Origin of the sequence: Pseudorhodoferax sp., from assembly GCF_047601025.1 — a bacterium.
Classification (GTDB): domain Bacteria; phylum Pseudomonadota; class Gammaproteobacteria; order Burkholderiales; family Burkholderiaceae_C; genus Pseudorhodoferax.
Genome location: NZ_JASGJZ010000001.1, coordinates 3,647,963 through 3,667,253 on the forward strand (window position 1 = coordinate 3,647,963; position 19,291 = coordinate 3,667,253).

The following is a 19,291-nucleotide window of genomic DNA, read 5'->3' on the forward strand; positions in this document are numbered from 1 at the left end:
CATGAAAACAGAAACCGCCGATGTGGTCATTGCTGCCGCGAAGGTAACTCCCGGCCTGCTCGGAACGGCCTTGACCATGGATGCATTGATTGCCGTCGCCACCTTCGTGTTTCTGGTGCTGCAGGTGGCTTACCTGATCCGAAAATGGTGGCGCGAGGAAACGGAGTGGGGCCTGAAAATCAGGCGCTGGGCCGAGCGTCACGGCATCACGCGGCCGGCATCGCTGGAGCCGGACGATTGAGCCCGCGCCAGCGCGTCGTCAGCACCATCGTCGTCGCCGGGGCAACGCTGGCGGCCGGCTCACCGTTCCTGCTGTCGTTCCTTGGCAAATGGGAAAGCGGCGGCGCGCGGCCGGTGCTGACGGTCTACGCTGACAAGCTGGCCGGCGGCCTGCCGACCGTGTGCAACGGCTTGACGCGGCACGTCACGGCTGCGCCCATCATCGTCGGCCAGCGCTGGACGCTGGAGCAGTGCGAGGCCGAGGAGCGTGCCGCGGTCGTGCGCGTGCAGCAGGAGCTGGCGCGATGCTTCAGGCGCGCCCCGTCGCAGCAGATCTTCGACGCTGCCACGTCGCACGCTTGGAACCTGGGAGCGCCGGCCACGTGCGGTAGCGGCGCCATGCAGGCCTGGAACAGCGGCCAGTGGGCGCTGGGTTGCCAGCGGCTGGCGCGCGGCGACGACGGCCGCCTGGTCTGGAGCTACGTGCGCACCGGCCGCGTACTGCCCGACGGCCGGCCCGAGATGCGCTTTGTGCAGGGCCTGGCGAACCGGAGGGCCGATGAGGCCGCAACCTGCGCCGAGGGCATGACATGAACACCATCAACCGCGACGCCGCCCGCGCCTTGTGCGGCACACCAGAGATCTGCCATGAACCACATCACCAGTCCGGATACCAGCGACAACGCGATCGAGCGCGAGATCCAGGCCAAGGGCAAGACTGCTGCGCGTGTGACGCCGGCCGACATCCAGGCCAACATCAGCAGCGAGTACTACTTCACTGCCGAGCAGGGCGTCTTTGCGTCGTTCGATCCGCCGAAGGGATCGGACGTAGTCCCGCCTGCGTTGTCCCTGCTGACCTTCTGCGTACTGGTCCTGCGCAACGGCTTCACCGTCACCGGCGAGTCGGCCTGCGCCAGCCCGGAGAACTTCGACGCCGAGATCGGCCGCAAGATCGCGCGCCAGAACGCCGTGCAGAAGATCTGGCCGCTCATGGGCTACGAGTTGCGCAGCAAGCTGGCGGGCTGACGCACTCCGCGCCGGCTGACCGCTGCACCGCCTGCGGCCGCGCCGGCCACGTCGCCGCCTCGTGCCCCGACAAGCTCTGGAGCCCGATTCTGTGATCCGCGACATCCTGACCTTCGCTCCGTTCGTCGCCGCGCTGGCCCTGGGCGGCCTGGTGCTCCATCAGCGCGAGCAGATCTCGGCCGAGCGCGCCGCGCACGCCGAGACGCGGGCTCAGCACGCCCAGCAGCTGCAGCGCATCGCCGAGGCCACGGCCACTGCAGCCACGGCCGCACGGCACGCGCAGCAGGCCCAGCAGCAGGCCGTGGCCGCACTCGACATCCAGCACACCCAGGAGCTGTCCCATGCACTTGCCGACAACGATGCTTTGCGTGCTGATCTGCGTTCTGGCGCTCGCCGGCTGCGCATCGCAGCCTCCTGCCCCACAGGATCCTCCGCCGGCGCTGGTGTGCCCGGCACCGCCTCCACCGCCGGCCTGGATGCTGGAACCACCGTCGAGCTCGGTGGAGCAACTGGACAGGCTGTTCTCGATCTGAGGGAAGACCTACTACGCGACCGAGCGAAGCTGGCAGGTCTTCAAGAATACGCGCGCCGTCTGCGTGCTGGAGGTGCTGATGCCCTGGCACGCTGAGGTCATCACGATCACGCTGCGGCGCTACGAGGCCGGCAAGAGTTACGAGGCGCGCGACCCCTTCGTCGGCGTCGCGACCGTGCAAATTCTGGGCGGCAGCCGGGCCTACGTGAGCGGTTTTCTGTCCGACGGCGCGCCGATCCCGCGGCAAGACTGGCTGGACTTGCTGGCGCTGCTGCGCGAGCGGTACGGGATCACGCGCGTGGAGTCTGAGCGCCACGGCCGCGCGAGCACGGCGCTGGGCCGGCGCCGCAGGAATGATCGCCTGGTGGCGAAGCTACTTTTCGGGGGGCTAAACCTTTGACAAACCAGATCACATCAGAGGGGCGTCGATGTCAGAAAAGACGATTTCTCGATCATCAATTTGTCAAATGACAGGGCCATTTTTCCTGGTCCAACAACAGCTTGCGTCATTTCTCCCGACCTCATGGGGTGCAAGGGGTCGAAGGTTCGAATCCTTTCACAGCTAGCCCGTTTTTCTTTGGTCACCACGTCGGGGCAACGGCGTGCATTGCACGATGCTCACGGGCGAAATCGGTGACCGCCAGCAACCCGATCACCGCCCGTTGCAGAACCAACCCAGTTGCACGCGCCGATACCCGGGCGCAAGGAACGCCCTCGGCTTGATTGAATGAGTTGGCAGAGCCCCGAAGACGAATCGCGGTAACCGAGCCGATGCAGGCGCCGCCAAGACCATCGGCTACCTGCTGCTCGTCCCGGTGCAAGCGCACCTGCGCGGGCGCAGATCATCACTGGCTGCGAGGGACACCTGCCTGGACGCCTGCTGCTCGGGGTGCGCTACCCATCGCGGCGCGCCGGCGAGGCGCTGGAACAGGCGGATGCCATCGTCATCAACTACCACCGCCTGCCGCCCTGGATATGAAGGCTGAAGCGGTGCTGTCCAAATTCGCAGAGGCGATGCTCGTTTGGAAGCGGCACACGGAGTGCTTGCGAAGGCGGCGGCGCGCACCGCCGTGCGCCTGCGGTGCTGCACGCGGCGGGCTGACTGGAGGCCACTGGCACGTTCGTCGCCGAAGCCGGCCAGGTTGTGCGGCGGCTCGATTCCACGCTGCCGCAAAGCGTGGCCGGGCAGGTTTCCCGTTCCGTTGCCGCGCCGGGGCAATGGACGGGTACTTGTGTTGCATCCGGAGTGCTCTCGGAAATGCGGGCGCGGGCTGCGCCCGGTTCCGTCGTCGGGACAGGCACGGCAGGTGCGTTGTCCATGCGCGATGGGCTACTGCCCTGTAGCGGCCGCGCCCCTTCCCATCGCCGCGGCCAGTGCCACGACGGCCAGCGCCAGCGGCACGAACGACACCCACAGCACCGTGTTCCAGCCGTAGGCGGACAGCAGCCCGCCGGAGGAGAACGACCCGATCGCCATCAGGCCGAAGACGATGAAGTCGTTGAGCGACTGCACGCGTGTCCTCTCCTCGGGCCGGTGGCACTCCAGCACCAGCGCGGAAGCGCCGAGGAAGCCGAAGTTCCACCCCAGGCCCAGCAGGATCAGCGTGGCCCAGAAATGCGCCACGTCCACGCCGCCCAGCCCGATGGCGGCCGACAGGCCCGTCAAGACCAGGCCTGCCGTCGACATGCGCCCGGCGCCGAAGCGCGCGATCAGCCGGCCGGTGAAGAAGCTGGGCGCGTACATCGCGATGACGTGCCATTGCAGGCCCAGGTTGGCGCTGCCCTGGGAATGCCCGTGGAGATGCATCGCCAGCGGCGCGGCCGTCATCAGGAAGTTCATCAGCATGTAGGACACCGCACCGCAGATCGCGGCGGCCACGAAGCGCGGCTGGCGCACGATCTCCGCCAGCGGCCTGCCGCCGGCGAGCTCCTCGGCCGTCGGCATCGGCAGGCGCACGCCCCGCAGAATGGCCGCCGACACCACGGCGACCGCGGCCTGCACGAGAAAGGTGGCCGCGAACATGTGCGGGGGCCACAGGTCCATGGTCCAGGTCACCAGCTGCGGCCCCACCACGCCGGCGGCCACGCCGCCGGCCATGACCAGCGACAGCGCGCGAGCGCGCCGCTGCGGGGCCACGCCGTCGGCGGCCGCGAAGCGGAAGGACAGCACCACGGCCGCGTAGCAGCCGCCGAAGAACGTCGCCAGGCAGAACAGCCAGAACGCGCCGAGCAGGACGGCGAGCATGGCCAGCAGGCCGGCCAGCGCCCCGGTGCCGGTGCCTGCGAGGAAGGCGGCGCGCCGGCCATGGCGCCGCGCGATGGCGCCCACGGGCAGGATGCACGCTGCCATGCCGACCACGAAGATGGACAGCGGCAGGGTGGCCAGCATCGGCTCGGGGGCCAGCGCATTGCCGACGATGGCGCCGGTGGCGTAGACCACCACCGAGTTCGCGCCGGCCAGCGCCTGGGCGATGGACAGGCGCCAGATGTTTCCGTGCTGAACCCTTTCGGGCAACTCGCCGTTCGGGGGAGTGGTGTGGTCAAGGGCCATTTGTTCGGTCGTTCACGGTCGGTTGCTGCCGATGGTCAGCACCATGCGGTACTTCACGTCGCCGGACTTCAGCTTGCGCAGCGCCTCGCTCGCCTGTTCCAGGGGCAGGACTTCGATGCGCGGCCGCACGTCCGCCAGCACGCTGAAATGCAGTGCTTTCTCGTTGTCCCAGGGTGTGCCGGTGATCGAGCCGAGGATGCCGCGCTGCGCGCCGACGAGCAGGCCGGCGGGCACCTGCAGCGGCCCTTTGCCTGGATTGAGCACGACCAGCCGCCCTTCGGGCGCGAGGCCAGCCAGCAGTGCCGACACGGTATCGGCATGGTCGATCATGGTCACGATGGCCTGCGCGCCCCCCATGCCCTTGAGCCTGGCCGCGGCATCTTCCTCGCGGTTGTCGATGTAGACGTGCGCGCCGAGTGCCAGCGCATCCGCCGCGATGTCGCCGCCGCGCCCGATCGCCACCACCCGGAAACCCATGCGCCGCGCGTACTGCAGCGCCATGTGCCCCAAGCCGCCGATGCCCAGGATGGCGACCGTGTCGCCGGCTTGCGCGCCGCATTTCTTCAGCGCGTTGAAGGTGGCGATGCCGGCGCACAGGATGGGTGCGGCGTCTTCCGGGCACAGCTCGTCGGGAATCGCCACCAGCGCGGTACTGCGCGCCAGCATCATCTCGGCATAGCCGCCGTCGCAGCTGCTGCCGACGACGGGCTGGCTCGTGCAAAGCTGGAATCGTCCCTGCCGGCACTGCGCGCACGCATTGCAATGGCCGCCCAGGCGACCGACGCCCACGCGCTGGCCCGGCTTCCAGAGCGCGGGAACACCGGCCCCGAGCGCTGCGATGCGCCCGACGACCTCGTGGCCGGGCACGCGTGGCGGCTGCACGGCGGGGTCGGCCCGGTCGATGTCGGTGGCGTCGGCACCGCAGACGCCGCAGGCTTCGACGGCAATCAACACCTGCCCGGGTCCGGGCGCGGGCGTCTCGCGCTCCACCAGCTCCAGCACGCCGGGCCGGGCCGCCTGCATGGCGCGGTAGGTGGCCTTCATCGCCGTGGCTCCAGAAGCGTGTGGACGCCATCCACCGCGGCCTCCACCGCTCCCGCGAGGTAGCCGGGAAACTGCGGCGACCATTCGCTGGCGACGCCCGTGATCCGGTTCTTCCACGGGCCCTCGGCGGCGCAGGCCGCGGGCGCGATGCCGTGGTGGGCGCCTGGCGCGTCCTGGTCCGCATCGGTGGCCGTCCAGGGGTCGGCGGCCCAGTCCTTGAGGCAATCCGCCCGGGGCGCTGCCGCCTGGTCGCCGAACAACCGCGCGAACTGGGCGCGGCAGTGCGCCCGCAGTACCTCTTCAGGGACGTTCCGGCGCACACGGGCCGGTACGCCGAAAAAGCCGAACAGCGCCGCGCGGCCACCGGGCATCGAGGCGTCGTGGATCTCGCCCAGCGGCCCCCGGGCGCTGCGCGCTGCGCCGGACAGGCCCTGCGCGCGCCAGAACGGTTCGTCGTAGAGGGCAAGGTACTTGGCGTGCGGCGCCATCCACGTGGGGGTGCCCCGCCATGCGCGCAGCAGCGGCCCGGGCAGCGAGGGCGAAAAATCGATCCGTACCGCCGCCAGGCGCGGCGGCACGGCCAGAAGCACGTGCTCGGCGCGGAAGGTGCTGGCGCGCCCATGGACATCCTCGGCATCCAGCTCCACGTGGCGGCCGTCGCAGCGCAGGCGCAGCACGCGCTGGCCGAGCATGAGATTTCCCGGCGCCAATTCCTGCCGCAAGGCGTCGATCAGCGCGCCCATGCCTCCCATCAGCCGCATGGCAGGCGGCGCCGAGACGAATCCGCGCATGCGCACGGGCGCAGTGTTCGGCGTGTGCTCGACGAGCATGTCCCCTTCCTCGGGCTGCGCGAAGCGCTCCAGGCTCAGGCTGTCGATCAGGCGATCCAGCTGCGGCTGATGGGCGGGCCAGAACCATGTCGGCCCAAGGTCGAAGCGGTCCAGCGGCGACCCGCCCGCGGCTGGCGGCGTGGAGGCGATCCGGCCGCCCCAGGCATCGCGCGCTTCCAGGACCACATGGTCGTGGATGCCCCGGCGCGCCAGCCAGTGCGCGGCACACAGCCCGGCCAGGCCACCGCCCACGATGGCGATGCGTGCCGTCCGCATGGTCATGCCTCCGCCAGCAGGCCGGCAGGGCGGCCGACCTTGAGATACAGGGTCGTGCCGTGCGTGCCCGCGGCGATGCCCGGACAGGGGCCCGCCGGCAGGCGCATCCAGCTGCCGCGTTCGTAGCGTGCGCCGTCCGCCACCACATGCCCGGCCAGGACCAGCAGCTCGGCGCCATCGATCGGCGCCGTGAACACGGCCTCGCCAGGTGCCAGCCGCCGCAGGCTGGTCTGCTCGGCCTCGTCCGAGAAAAGAGGGCAGGCTTCGCGGCCCGCCTCGCCGTGCCAGGACGACGCGGCCCGCGTGTCGATGCGCACGGCGCGCCGTTCGTGCGGCCGCATCTGCTGGAGCTTGACGAAGACGACCGCGCCCTCCGGGCTGGAGGGCCGGTGGCTGGAGCCCGGCGGATTGCGCAGGTACCAGCCCGCCGGGTAGTGCATGCCGTCTTCGGAGAACGTGCCGGACAGCACGAGGATCTCCTCGCCGCCAGGATGCCGGTGGAGCGGGAAGTGGGAGCCGGGCGCGTACCGCACGATGCTGGTCGCACGCGCCTTCTCCGCGCCCACGCGGTCCAGCATCACGCGCTCCACGCCTCCTTGAGGCGACGCCACCCATTGGTAGTGGCGGGGCGACACGATGGCAGGGCGTGAGAAATCGGCGTTGATCAGCATGGAAAACGTCCGTGTGCAGCAGGAGCCGGCCGGCCCGCCGGATGATGGGCGGGCCGGCCGCTTCCTTCCTGCCGATGCAGCCTATCGGTGGTCCGGCAGCTGCCGGTAGGCCTCGACCACGCGCGCCGAATACGTCAGCGCCGCTCCCGCGTTCAGCGCGACGGCCACGCCCAGCGCCTCGGAGATCTCCTCGATCGTGGCGCCCGCCTCGACGGCCTTCTTGGTGTGGACGGAAATGCATCCGTCGCAGCGCGTGGTGACGGCCACCGCCAGCGCGATCAGCTCGTGCACCTTGGGCTCCAGGTGGCCGGTCTTGGCGGCGGCGTTGTCCAGCGTCGCCAGGCCGCGCAATACGTCGGGGCTGTGCTTGGCGTAGTCGCCCACGCGTTCCAGCAGGGAGTCACGGTAGGCGTTCCAGTCTTGCATCATGTCGTCGTCCTTTTCTGGGTTGGTGTGTCCGGGCGCCGGCGTGGCGCCCGGCGGGATGGTGTCATACGACCTGGTAGATGCGGACGTCGGGCGCGGCATCCAGCAGCGGCTCGAGCCCGCCGACCACATCCGCAGTGAACAGTTCGCTGCGCAGATAGCCGTTCGCGTTCTCCTGCGTGTCGAACCCATGCAGCACCTGCACGTCTTCGGCGCGCACCAGCAGCGCCTTGGACTGCGCGCCGGCGATCGTCGCGAGGAACGGGGCCTTGTACTTCTGGTAGATGCCTGCCGCGGCAGCCCGGTTGGCGTCGGCGATCTGGAGCGTGATCTGGAGATAGACCATGTGCTTTTCCTTGGCGAGTGGTTCGAAGAATGGACGTCGTCGGACGGACGGCGCGCGGCGCGTCAGTTGCGGCCGGCCATCACGCCGCCGTCCACGTCCCAGACCGCGCCGGTCACCCAGCTGGCCTTGTCGGAGAGCAGGAAGACGACCGCTTCGGCCACATCCTGCGGCGTGCCGACGCGGCCGAGGGGGTGGAAGGCGTTGAACCCCTGCAGCGCGCCGTGCACCTCGGCCTTGGGGATGAAGCCTTCGTAGATCGGGGTTTCGACCACCGCCGGCGACACGGCATTGACGCGGATGTGCCTGGGGGCCAGCTCCATCGCCAGGTGCTGGGTCAGCGCATGCAGGCCGGCCTTGGCCATCGAATAGGCCGAGGACGGCGTGGCCGCGATGGCCTGCTTGGCCCACATCGAGCCGATGTTGACGATGGCGCCGGGCTTGTCCTTGGCGACGAGATGGCTGGCGACCTTCTGCGTGATGAAGAAGAACGCCTTGTTCAGCTGCATGTACTGGTCGTAGTCGGCCTGGGAGTGCTCCAGGAAGGGCTTGGGGAAGAACACGCCGGCCGCGTTCACCAGCAGGTCGACGTCGGCGTGCTGCGCGTCGATGGACTGGAGCAGCGCGGCCAGGCCTTCCTCGCTGGCCAGGTTCGCCGTCAAGGCCCACACCTGGCCTTGCGTCGCCAGCTCCTCGCGCGCGTCCTCGGTCTTCTCGGGGCGGCTGCCGACGATCACCGCACTGCCGCCATCGGCGAGGACCATGCGGGCCGTTTGCAGGCCGATCCCGCTGGTGCCGCCGACGACCAGCAGCTTCCTGCCCTTGAATGGATTGCGCATCGGATGTCGCTCCTTGCCTGCCGACCGGCAGGCGTTGGTTGAAAAAGAAAGGACAGGCCACCCGTGCCAACGCCGCCAGCAGGGCCGCCCGGGTGGCGCACGAGGCATGCGTCCTCGGCGTGGGACGGATTCTTGGCGGCCCCGACCCCGGTGACAACTCAGATAAAGTGTCGATGCCGAAAAGAAAATCTTTGTCGCCATGAAGTCACCGGTCCACCTGAACGCACTGCGCGCCCTCGAAGCCAGTGCTCGGCACCAGAGCTTCGCGGCGGCGGCGCAGGAGCTCAACGTCACGCCCGCGGCCGTGGGCCAGCTGGTTCGCGGGCTGGAAGAATGGCTCGGCTTCCCGCTGTTCGTCCGCGGCACCAGCGGCAAGGCCCGGCTCGTGGCCACCGACGCCGCATTGCGCGCCTTGCCCGACCTGCGGGCAGGCTTCGACCGGTTGACGGTAGGCCTGGAGCGGCTCAAGGAGGGCATGGCCGGCGGCGTCCTGACCGTCACGGTCAGCCCCGCGTTCGCGGCCAAGTGGCTGCTGCCGCGCTTCGAGCGCTTCCAGGCCATGTGCCCCGAGACGGATGTGCGCCTCGAGACCAGCCTCAAGCCCGTGGACTTCGTGGCCCAGCGGGTGGACGTCGGCGTGCGCTACGGCACCGGCACCTGGCCGGGCCTGGCGGCGGAGCCGCTGATGGGCGAGGAAATCTTTCCGGCCTGCTCCCCCGCGCTGTTGCGGCAGCATCGACGCCTGCATGCGCCCGAAGGACTCGGCGCCGCGACCCTGATCCACGACCTGTCGATGGACGGTCACCTGGGTTTCCCGACCTGGGAAAAATGGTTTGCGAAAGCGGGGATCACCGGCGTGGCCGTCTCGCGCGGCCTGCGGATCAACAACTCGGCGGCGGTCCTGCAGGCGGCGATCGAGGGGCGCGGCGTGGCGCTGGCGCGCAGCGTCATGGCGCACGACGATCTGGCCGCCGGGCGGCTGGTGCGGCTGTTCCCGGAAATCCAGTTCGCGTCCGAACTGGCCTACTACGTCGTGTACCGCCCCGAGTGCGCCGACTTGCCCAGGCTGGCGGCCTTTCGGAACTGGCTGTTGAAGGAAGCTGGGCAGGCGCTGCGCTCCGGCGTCGCGCGGGCCGCGTCAACCTGAATTTGCGCATGCCTGCTCAGCAGGCCTGCTCCAGCGCGCCCGCGTCGAGCACCGGTTTGCGGCTGCGTATCGCCAAGGCCTTGCTCGGGACGCTGCCGCGCTGCCCGTGCTGCCTGCACGCAAGCGCAGGGCTGCGGTTGTGACACACTCGGAATCGTGATCGACATGTAAAACGATAAGAGATGGGGCGCACGCGGCTCCATGCCGATTCGATGCCCCATCCGTCTCCTACACCGCTGGCTTTCGGAAGTCGTCAGGCCGTCCATCACAGCGATGCACGCAGGTTTGCCGAATTGATTGCCAGCCTCTACCCGGGCTTGCACTCCTACGAGGCTTTGCTCGGCGACGTCGATTTCTACAGCCGCAGCGCGACCCTCTCCATTCCCGGTCTCCAACTGGCAGCGTCCGCCCAGTCGCCCACGCGGATCGAGTACACGGCCAGCCAGGATTGCCTGCTGCTGATTCCCCTGCAGGGGCAGGGCAGCATGCGATCCGGCGGCCGGCGTCTGGACTGGGGCACGGGGCAGTACTGCCTCTACATGGCACCCGGCGATAGCGTGCGGTGGGCGGTCGGCGGCGAGCGGGAGTACGTGCTGCTCACGCTGGATCCGATGGCGCTGGAGCGCGCAGCGCTGGCCATGCGCGGGCCGGAGAGCCGCCCGCAGCCGGCGCTGGAAATGGACCATATGCGGCTGCTGCCCGCGCAGATTGCCGGCGTTCCGGTGGCGGCCATCGCCCGGCACTGGGGTGCGCTGGTGGATCTCTGCGCGCTCGACGCGGATGCGCTGCACCAGCTGGGGCTGCAGGACCTCATCTATCGCCAGCTGGTGCTGCTGTTCCGGCCGGACTGGCTGTCGGCGCCCCCCACCCACCCTGTCGGCAGCAGTCCGGCAGCGCTGCCCGCCGGGTCCGTGGTCCACAAGCGCCGCGCGATCGACCGCGTGTGCGACCGGCTGATGCAGGACCTGTCGCAAAGGGCCACCTTGACCGACATGGCGATATGGGGCCACATGTCCATCCGGGCCCTGCAGTACGCCTTCCAGAGCCGCTTCGGCATGAGCCCGTCCGACTGGCTGGCCGAGCAGCGGCTGGCCGCCGCGCGCGAGCGACTGCGCAAGGGCGAATTCGGCAGCATCGCGCTGCTGGCGCAGGAGTGCGGTTTCAGCACCGCCAGCCGCTTCTCGGCGGCGTACCGTGCGCGCTATGGCGAGCTGCCGAGCGCCACCTGCCGGACCGGCGGCGCGCTCTGACGCGGTCGGGCGCTCGGCCAGGACGGCCGGGTTTGCGCAAAGCGCCTAGAAGTCTGCGCAAAGCGTGTAGATGGGGCCGCGGTTCGCCCGAATACTCCCGGGTCTTCCTGCATGGGCCTCACATGAATCGTATCTACCGCAAAGTCTGGAGCCGGCGCCTGGGCGCCTTCGTCGCCGTCGCCGAAACCGCCCGCAGCCGTGGCAAGTCCGCTGGCGCGGCCTGCCTGGTGCTGGCCGGCACGACGGCGCTGGCGGCCGGCCCGGCGGCGACGGCGCTGCCCACCGGCGGGCAGGTCACGGCCGGCAGCGCCGCCATCGCGCAGCAGGGCAGCGCGATGACGGTGACCCAGGGCAGCCAGCGCGCGGCGATCAACTGGCAGGGCTTCTCGATCGGCAAGGACGCCAGCGTCCGCTTCCAGCAGCCCAACGCGCAGGCCGTGGTGCTGAACCGCGTGACGGGCGCGCAGGCCTCGGTGATCGACGGCGCGCTGCAGGCCAACGGCCAGGTGTTCGTGCTCAACCCCAACGGCGTGCTGTTCGGCAAGGGCGCGCGGGTGGACACCGCCGGCCTGGTGGCCTCCACGCGCGGCCTGTCCGATGCCGACTTCATGGCCGGCAAGACCACCTTCAGCGGCAGCGGCGCGGGCAGCGTCGTCAACGAGGGCACGCTCAACGCGGCCGATGGCGGCTACGTGGCGCTGATCGGCCAGCAGGTGCGCAACGACGGCGTCATCAGCGCCAAGCTGGGCCACGTGGCGCTGGCCGCCGGCAACCAGGTGACGCTGAACTTCAACGGCAGCACGCTGGTCGGCGTGACCATCGAGCAGGGCGCGCTGGACAGCCTGGTGGCCAACGGCGGCGCCATCCTGGCCGACGGCGGCGAAGTGCTGCTCACCGCCAAAGCCGCCGAAGGGTTGCTGGACGGCATGGTCAACCACAGCGGCGAGATCCGCGCGCGCAGCATCGCCGAGCACGAGGGAAAAATCGTGCTGCTGGGCGACATGGAGCGCGGCACGACCACGGTCAGCGGCACGCTGGACGCCAGCGCGCCGGACGGCGCGAATGGTGTGAATGGCGGCTTCATCGAGACCAGCGCCGCCAAGGTCAAGGTCGCCGACGGCGCGCGCATCACCACCGCGGCCGCGCAGGGCCGCACCGGCACCTGGCTGATCGACCCGAATGACTACACCATTGCCGCCAGCGGCGGCGACATCAGCGGCGCGGCGCTGGCGGCGCAACTGGCCGGCAACAACGTCGTGATCCAGAGCACCACCGGCAGCAACATCAACGGCAACGGCGACATCTTCGTCAACGACGCGGTGAACTGGTCCGCCAACTCGAGGCTGATGCTGTACGCCGATCGCAACATCTATATCAACAAGCCCATCACCGCCACGGGCGCCAGCGGCCACCTGCTATTGGCACCTGGGATGGCGACGAACAATGGCGTGGTCGGCGGGCAGACTTCGGACTACTACGTGAACGCGCCGATATCGTTGCAGGCCGGGCAGAACTTCTCCACGCAACTGGGCTATGCCAACTACACCCGCACCTACACCGTGGTGAACAGCCTGGGCGCGCTGGGCAGCACCTCGGCCACCGACTTGATAGGTGCGCTGAGCGGCAGCACCGCGATCCCCTACCTGGCGCTGGGGGCGAACCTGGACGCCAGCAACATCGCCTTCACGAACTCCGTGGCCGGCAGCAACACGCCCACGGTGTTCGCCGGGCTGGGGCACAAGATCAGCAACATCGACATCGCGGTCGGTCAGGGGCCGTCCGCCGCCTTCTTCGGCGGCTCGCGGGGCAACCTGACGGTGCGCGACCTGCGCCTGGACAACGTGAACGCCCACGACAACTTCAGCGCAACATACTATTCATCCGCCCTGGTTGCGCAGGCGACGGGGCCAGTGTGGATTTCAGGCGTCTCCGTTTCCAATCTGAGCCTCTCGGGGAGCGGCTATGCGCCCGGTGGGCTGGTCGGCTACGTGAACAACGGTGGTAGTGTCAACATCGTTCGCAGCTCGGTCCAGGGTACGGTGTCCGGCGTCGTGGCAGGCGGCTTGGTCGCAAACGCCCTGGGGGCCGTGTACGTGGCCGATTCCTACGCGCGTGTCAACGTGTCGGCGTCGGGCCTCGTCCAAGGATCAACGGGCCAGCTCTATGCCGGTGGCGGCTTGGTTGGCCAAGCGGGCGCCAACATCACTATTGAGCGTAGCTACCACGTAGGCAGTGTGCCGGGAGGCGCGGGAAGTCTTGTCGGCGTTGTCCCCCCTGTAGTCAGCCCGACTATCAAGGTCACCGACAGTTTCTGGGACGGTTCGGTCGTCGGCGCGGCTACTGTGGCGGTGGGCAGCGTTGGAGGGTCGGCACCGATTACGATCACCCGTGGCGGCTCGCGCACCACCGCTCAGATGACGAATCCGACGACGTTCACCGGCGCGGGATGGGACTTCGGCCCCACCGGGCCCTGGCTGCACAAGAGCACGCTCAATGACGGCTACCCGGTGCTCAAGGCGCCCTGGACCACCACCACCTCGCTGCTGCTGAGCCTGTCCAGCCCGCTGTCCATGACCTACGGCGACACGGTGCCCGTGCTCACGGGCCTGAGCCTCACCGGCTGCGGGAACTGCCTGACGGTCAACTGGGGCGCGGCGCTGTCATCGACCACCCCCGCCGGCAGCTACGCCTATGCCAGCACGCCCAACATCTTCTCGCTGAACTGGGCCAGCGGCATCAACCCGTCCGACTACGACGTGACGCTGCCCACCGGCTTCTTCACCGTGGACCCTCGCGCCCTGACGCTGGCCGTGAACAGCGGCGCCACGCGCGCCTACGACGGCAGTGCCCTGGCCGCGGCCAGCCTGTTCAACCTCGCCGGCACCGTCAACGGCGACAGCGTGAGCCTGGGCGGTGCGGCCACGCTGGACTCCCTGCACGCCGGCACGCGCACGGTCGCCGGCATCGGCGGCCTGACGCTCAACAGCAGCAACTACACGCTGGGCAACAGCGTGCCGTCCGGCACGGTGGAGGTCAGCAAGGCGGCGGTGACGGCCAACCTGAGCGTGGCGCCGCGCGCCTACGACGGCACGACCAGCGCCAGCGTCACGGCCAGCCCGGTCGGCGGCGTCGCGGGCGACACGCTCAGCTTCACCGGCGTCACCGGCGTGCTCGACAGCGCCGACGCCGGCAACCGCACCGCCAGCGTGGACGTGGCGGGCCTCAGCGTGACCGGCGTGGGCCTGCCCAGCGACTACGACTTCACCGCCATCACCGGCCAGCCGGTACCCACCACCGTCACGCCCAAGGCCCTGACGCTCAGCGGCGCCACGGTGGCTGCCAAGGTCTACGACGGCAGCACCGCCGGCAGCGCCACGGGCGGCGCGCTCAGCGGCCTGGTGGGCAACGAAACGCTGGTGTTCACACCCACCGTCACGTTTACCTCCGCCAACGCCGGCGCCACCGCGCAGGTCGGCGCCACGCTGGCCGACGGCACGAACGGCGGCAAGGCCGGCAACTACAGCGTCACGCTCGCCGCCGACGGCACCGCCATCACCCCGCGCGTGGTGCAGGCCGGCAAGACCTACGACGGCAGCAGCACCTTCGCGGGCACCGACCTGGTGGTGCAGAACCTGGTGGCCGGCGACATCGTCACCGCCACCGGCAGCGGCATCCTGTCCGGTGCCGGCGCGGGCACGCAGACGCTGGCCTCGGCCGGCACGCTGAGCCTGAACAACGGCAACTACACCCTCAACGGGTCGAGCTACCTGGTGCTGCCGCGCCCGGTGAGCCTGGCCACGCTGGCCGGCGCCAGCAAGGTCTACGACGGCGGCACCGACGTGGGCAGCACGCTGCTGCAGATCACCAACATCGCCTTCGGCGACACCCTGTCCCTGTCGGGCAGCGGCAGCCTGGCCGCCTCCGGCGTGGGCAGCCGCGCGCTGGTCGGCGTCACCGGCCTGACGCTGACCGGCGCGCACGCCGGCAACTACACCCTGGTGGGCGCCACGCCTAGCGGCAGCGTGACGGTCACGGCCCGGCCGGTCAGCGTCGTCGCCGTGGCCGGCGCGAGCAAGGTCTACGACGGCAACACCGATGCCGGCAGCACGCTGCTGCAGCTCGGCAACCTCGTCGGCAGCGACAGCGTGAGCCTGTCCGGCCAGGCCAGCCTGGCCGGTGCCAACGTTGGCACGCAGGCCATCACGGGCCTCACGGGCCTGGCGCTGGCGGGCGTGGATGCCGGCAACTACACGCTGATGGGCGCCACCCCCAGCGGCAGCGTGACGGTCACGGCCCGGCCGGTCAGCATTGCCGGCATCGCCGGCGCCAGCAAGGTCTACGACGGCAGCACCGATGCGGGCAGCGCGCTGCTGCAGATCACCAACATCGCCGGCAACGACAGCGTGGGACTGGCCGGCAACGCCAGCCTGGCCGGCGCCAACGCCGGCACGCAGGCCCTCACCGGCCTCACCGGCCTGGCGCTGACGGGCGCGGCCGCCGGCAACTACACGCTGGTGGGCAGCACGCCCGGCGGCAGCGTGACGATCACGGCGCGGCCGGTCAGCATTGCCAGCATCGCCGGCGCCAGCAAGGTCTACGACGGCAGCACCGATGCGGGCAGCACGCTGCTGCAGATCACCAACCTCGTGGCCGGCGAGAGCGTGGGCCTGTCGGGCCAGGCCAGCCTGGCCGGCGCCAACGTCGGCACGCAGGCCATCGCCGGCCTCACCGGCCTGACGCTGGTGGGCGTGGATGCCGGCAACTACACGCTGGTGGGCAGCACGCCCGGCGGCAGCGTGACGATCACGGCGCGGCCGGTCAGCATCGCCAGCATCGCCGGCGCCAGCAAGGTCTACGACGGCAGCACCGACGCCGGCAGCACGCTGCTGCAGATCACCAACCTCGTGCCTGGCGACAGCGTGGCCGTGGGCGGCAGCGCCACGCTGGCCGGCGCCAACGCCGGCACGCAGGCCATCGCCGGCCTCGCCGGCCTGACGCTGGTGGGCGCGAACGCGGGCAACTACACGCTGGTGGGCAGCACACCCACGGGCAGCGTGACCATCACGGCGCGGCCGGTCAGCGTCAGCGCGGCGCCGGGCGCCAGCCGGGCCTACGACGGCACGGCGCTGGCCGGGGCGGAGCTGCTGCAGTTGAGCGGCGTGCTGCCCGGCGAGCAGGCGGGCCTGACCGGCAGCGCGGCGCTGTCGGGCAAGGGCGTGGGCACGCAGGCGCTGTCTGCCGGCACGCTGGCGCTGGGCAACCCGAACTACGTGCTGGCCGGCGGCCCGTCCGGTAGCGTGACGATCACGCCGCGCGTGCTGCTGGTGCACTTCACGGTGGCCGACAAGGTGTTCGACGGCACGCTGGGCGCCAGCGTGCAGGCCACGGACGACCGCGTCGCCGGCGACCGGTTCGGCGTGGACTACACCGCCGCCTTCGCCGACACCACGGCCGGCCGCGGCAAGCCCGTCGCCATCACCGGCCTGGGCCTGAGCGGGCCGGACGCCGGCAACTACCAGCTGGCCGGCGGCGCCGGCCAGGGCGTGACGGGCAACCTGGTGCCCCGTCCGCTGACCTACACCCTGGCCAGCACCGCGCCGGACAAGCTGTACATGGCCGACGGCACGGACCTGGTGACCACCGCGCAGCTGGACCAGCTGGTACTGCAAAGCTGGGCCAACACCGTGGCTGGCACGGCGCCCGGCGCGCTGGCCTACACCATCTGGAAGGACGGCCGGCAGGTGGACGCCATCCGCGACGCGGGGCTGTACGAGATCCGCGCGCAGTTCGCGGCGCAGGACGCGCACTACGCGATCGCCGACGCGGGCAACACGGTGCTGCGCATCGCGGTGCAGGACAACGCCATCCGCGAGGTGGTGGCCCAGGCGGTGCGCACGCAGCCCGCGACGCCGCAGGCCTCGGTGCCGCCGGGCAGCGGTGCGCCGGCATCGAAGGCGCCGACGCTGGTGAACGTGCCGCCGGCCATAGTCTCGGCCTTCAGCCCCGGCGCGCCGCTGGCGCTGGCGCTGGCACCGACCCAGGACGAGCCGACCGCCACCGTGACGCTGGGCCAGGCGCGCGCCATGGCCATCGCCGGCAGCGGCGCGGGCCGGGACGTGCGCGTGCCCGTCAGCCGCAACTCGCTGGCCGAGATCGTCAACGGCGGCGTGCGCCTGCCCACGGGCGTGGACCAGCTGCTGTTCGTCGTCCAGTCCGAGCAGTGACCCGATGTCCCCGTCAAACCCACTCATTCCAATGGTCACCACCCTTCGGGCTTCCATGACAACGTCCCGCCTCTCCGTGTCGATCGCCCTGGCGCTGGCCAGCCTGGCCGCGCAGGCGCAGACACCGCCACAAACGCCCCCGGGCATCGGCGATGCGCTGCGCCAGGTGCCGGCCCCGCCCAGGCAGGCCGAGCAGGAACCCGCCCTGCCGGCCATCGGCAACGCCCCGCCGGCGCCGCCGATGCAGGCGCTGCCCGGCGGCGGCCCGGCCGTGCAGGTCAGCCGCTTCGACATCACCGGCAACCGCGTGATCGACACCGCCACGCTGCAGGCCCAGTTGGCGGGCGAGTTGCAGGGCGAGGCCGGCAAGCGCTACACGCTGCCCGAGCTGGAGGCGGTGGCCGCCAAGCTCACGCGCTACTACCGTGCCCAGGGCTACTTCGTCGCGCGGGCCTACGTGCCGGCGCAGGAACTGCACGACGGCGTGCTGACGCTGCGCGTGGTGGAGGGCAACTACGGCCGCTTCGTGCTGGACAACCAGTCGCGCGTGAACGACCCGGTGGTGCAGGGCCTGCTGGACGACGTGAAGCAGTACGACATCGTCTCGCTGGACACGCTGGAGCGGGCGATGCTGATCATCAACGACACGCCCGGCGTGCAGGTGGTGCGCGCCGACGTGATGCCCGGCGAGCGCGTGGGCACCAGCGACTTCGCCATCGGCACCCAGGCCACGCCGGCGGTGACCGGCTACGTGCTGGCCGACAACCACGGCTCGCGCTACACCGGCAAGGGCCGGCTGTCGGGCAACGTGGACTGGAACTCGCCCACCGGCCGCGGCGACCGCCTGTCGGCCAGCGGCCTGCTGACCGAGCAGGCCGGCCTGGCCAACGGCCGCGTGGCGTATTCCGCGCTGCTGGCGAGCAACGGCACGCGCCTGGAGGCGGCGCTGTCGCGCACCCGCTACGAGCTGGGCGACCGCTACGCGGCGCTGGACGCCACCGGCACCGCCGACGCGCTGGAACTGGGCGTGACCACGCCGCTCAAGCGCACGCGCGCGGCCAGCGTGGAAGCGGGCCTCACCCTGGCGGCGCGGCGCCTGCGCGACGAGATCGGCAGCACCGGCACGGTCACGCCCAAGCGGGCGTACAGCGCCACCGCCAGCGTGAAGGGGCGCCTCGAGCACGCCATCGCCGGCCACGACGGGCTGACCGTGGCCGAGGCCGCGCTGACCGTCGGGCGGCTGGCCTTCCGCGACGCGGCCGCGAAGGCGCTGGATGCGGCGGGCGACGACACCCAGGGCGGCTATGCCAAGCTGAACCTGGGCGTGGCGCGCGCGACGCTGCTGGCGGCGGGGCTGACGCTGCACACCAATGCGCGCGCGCAGTGGACGCTGTCCAACCGCAACCTGGACGGCAGCGAGCGCATGGGCGTGTCCGGCGGCGGCGGCGTGCTGGCCTATCCGATCGGCGAACTCAGCGGCGACCATGCGGCGCTGGTCCACCTGGAGCTGGCCAAGGACCTGGGCGCCATGGGCAGCGACGCGCTGCGCTGGACGGCCGGGCCGTTCGTGGACTACGGCTGGGCCCGCGCGGCCCGGCCCGTCGGCGACGCCGGCCAGGGGCGCACGCTGGGCGACGTCGGCCTGTCGCTGGGCGTGGCGATGGCCCGGGGCGGCTTCGCCAAGCTGCAGGTGGCCCGCCGCACGGTAGGCGGCGAGCCGCGCAGCGAGAGCGCCGCGCGCACGCGCTGGATGCTGCAGGGCGGTTGGGTGTTCTAGGCGTCGGCCGACGGGGTGTGGGCCGGGACCGGCCGGGCCAACCCGCGCGGGCGGCGGCTGCCGGCGCTGCGGTGGTACATGACGCGAGGGCGCTGCGCCGCGGGCGCCGGGCGGTCGAAGGCGGGTCCGACGGGTC

Annotated in this window: 16 protein-coding genes; 9 read left to right on the top strand and 7 right to left on the bottom strand. The window is 70.7% G+C overall.

The genetic code is table 11. The features are described 5' to 3' along the window. The first annotated feature begins 1 nt into the window (after position 1). The 5 genes from QM782_RS17110 to QM782_RS17130 all read left to right on the top strand — a co-directional run bounded on the left by QM782_RS17110 (position 2) and on the right by QM782_RS17130 (position 2,177). Positions 2-241 carry a hypothetical protein gene (locus tag QM782_RS17110; RefSeq protein WP_415204103.1) on the top strand — a complete coding sequence of 80 codons (240 nt, stop codon included), beginning with the start codon at positions 2-4 and terminating at the stop codon, positions 239-241. Continuing rightward, the gene (locus QM782_RS17115) at positions 238-813 is read left to right on the top strand and encodes a lysozyme (RefSeq protein WP_415204104.1); all 576 of its coding nucleotides are present in this window, start codon (positions 238-240) and stop codon (positions 811-813) included. The genes QM782_RS17110 and QM782_RS17115 overlap by 4 nt, the downstream gene beginning before the upstream one ends. Positions 814-867: 54 nt before the next feature. Beyond that, a complete protein-coding gene (locus QM782_RS17120; RefSeq protein WP_415204105.1) occupies positions 868-1,245 on the top strand; it encodes a Gp49 family protein in 378 nt (125 codons plus the stop codon). Positions 1,246-1,336: 91 nt separating this feature from the next. Further along, positions 1,337-1,873: a lysis system i-spanin subunit Rz gene (locus QM782_RS17125; protein WP_415204106.1), complete on the top strand. Its 537-nt coding sequence runs from the start codon at positions 1,337-1,339 to the stop codon at positions 1,871-1,873. After that, on the top strand, positions 1,857-2,177 hold the full coding sequence (locus QM782_RS17130) for a hypothetical protein (protein ID WP_415204107.1): 321 nt from the start codon (positions 1,857-1,859) through the stop codon (positions 2,175-2,177). The genes QM782_RS17125 and QM782_RS17130 overlap by 17 nt, the downstream gene beginning before the upstream one ends. Positions 2,178-3,107: 930 nt before the next feature. Here QM782_RS17130 and QM782_RS17135 read toward each other — a convergent pair. The 7 genes from QM782_RS17135 to QM782_RS17165 form a co-directional block, all read right to left on the bottom strand. Next, the gene (locus QM782_RS17135; protein WP_415204108.1) at positions 3,108-4,328 is read right to left on the bottom strand and encodes an MFS transporter; all 1,221 of its coding nucleotides are present in this window, start codon (positions 4,326-4,328) and stop codon (positions 3,108-3,110) included. Between the two features lie 12 nt (positions 4,329-4,340). Then, a complete protein-coding gene (locus tag QM782_RS17140; protein WP_415204109.1) occupies positions 4,341-5,372 on the bottom strand; it encodes an alcohol dehydrogenase catalytic domain-containing protein in 1,032 nt (343 codons plus the stop codon). Then, complete coding sequence (locus QM782_RS17145; RefSeq protein WP_415204110.1) at positions 5,369-6,478, bottom strand: flavin monoamine oxidase family protein; 1,110 nt, start codon at positions 6,476-6,478, stop codon at positions 5,369-5,371. Before QM782_RS17145 ends, QM782_RS17140 begins: the two co-directional genes overlap by 4 nt. A gap of 2 nt (positions 6,479-6,480) precedes the next feature. Then, the gene (locus QM782_RS17150) at positions 6,481-7,149 is read right to left on the bottom strand and encodes a cupin domain-containing protein (protein WP_415204111.1); all 669 of its coding nucleotides are present in this window, start codon (positions 7,147-7,149) and stop codon (positions 6,481-6,483) included. Between the two features lie 81 nt (positions 7,150-7,230). Next, positions 7,231-7,578: a carboxymuconolactone decarboxylase family protein gene (locus QM782_RS17155; RefSeq protein WP_415204112.1), complete on the bottom strand. Its 348-nt coding sequence runs from the start codon at positions 7,576-7,578 to the stop codon at positions 7,231-7,233. A 61-nt stretch (positions 7,579-7,639) separates the two neighbouring features. Continuing rightward, positions 7,640-7,921: a hypothetical protein gene (locus tag QM782_RS17160; protein ID WP_415204113.1), complete on the bottom strand. Its 282-nt coding sequence runs from the start codon at positions 7,919-7,921 to the stop codon at positions 7,640-7,642. A gap of 62 nt (positions 7,922-7,983) precedes the next feature. Continuing rightward, a complete protein-coding gene (locus QM782_RS17165) occupies positions 7,984-8,757 on the bottom strand; it encodes an SDR family NAD(P)-dependent oxidoreductase (RefSeq protein WP_415204114.1) in 774 nt (257 codons plus the stop codon). Positions 8,758-8,956: 199 nt separating this feature from the next. Between QM782_RS17165 and gcvA the strand changes: the two genes are divergently transcribed. The 4 genes from gcvA to QM782_RS17185 all read left to right on the top strand — a co-directional run bounded on the left by gcvA (position 8,957) and on the right by QM782_RS17185 (position 19,155). Next, positions 8,957-9,904: a transcriptional regulator GcvA gene (gene gcvA / locus QM782_RS17170; RefSeq protein ID WP_415204115.1), complete on the top strand. Its 948-nt coding sequence runs from the start codon at positions 8,957-8,959 to the stop codon at positions 9,902-9,904. Between the two features lie 212 nt (positions 9,905-10,116). Then, positions 10,117-11,154, top strand: coding sequence for a helix-turn-helix domain-containing protein (locus QM782_RS17175; protein WP_415204116.1), 1,038 nt, complete (start codon positions 10,117-10,119; stop codon positions 11,152-11,154). Between the two features lie 122 nt (positions 11,155-11,276). Next, on the top strand, positions 11,277-17,378 hold the full coding sequence (locus tag QM782_RS17180) for a YDG domain-containing protein (protein WP_415204117.1): 6,102 nt from the start codon (positions 11,277-11,279) through the stop codon (positions 17,376-17,378). 55 nt (positions 17,379-17,433) lie between these two features. Beyond that, a complete protein-coding gene (locus QM782_RS17185) occupies positions 17,434-19,155 on the top strand; it encodes a ShlB/FhaC/HecB family hemolysin secretion/activation protein (RefSeq protein ID WP_415204118.1) in 1,722 nt (573 codons plus the stop codon). Positions 19,156-19,291: the final 136 nt, after the last annotated feature.